Here is a 250-nt window from a genome sequence, read left to right as displayed (position 1 = left end):
CAAAACATGCCGTCGATATGGACTCTTGGGCAAGATCAGCCTGTTATCCCCGAGGTACCTTTTATCCGTTGAGCGACAGCGCTTCCACAAGCCACTGCCGGATCACTAGTCCCGACTTTCGTCCCTGCTCGACCTGTCAGTCTCACAGTCAAGCTCCCTTGTGCACTTACACTCGCCACCTGATTGCCAACCAGGCTGAGGGAACCTTTGGGCGCCTCCGTTACTTTTTGGGAGGCAACCGCCCCAGTTA

General features: G+C 55.6%; 1 rRNA gene (cut by a window edge). It reads right to left on the bottom strand.

The window, feature by feature from the left end:
- A 23S ribosomal RNA gene (locus AC1QQ2_RS14035) occupies positions 1 to 250 on the bottom strand (its annotated part extends 335 nt beyond the left edge of the window); the annotation flags it as partial.

This window comes from Aestuarium sp. (assembly GCF_023253315.1).
In the GTDB taxonomy this organism is placed as follows: Bacteria; Pseudomonadota; Alphaproteobacteria; order Rhodobacterales; family Rhodobacteraceae; genus Marivivens; species Marivivens donghaensis.
Note: the sequence above shows the minus strand (reverse complement) of the source record. Positions and strands in the feature narration are given on the sequence as shown.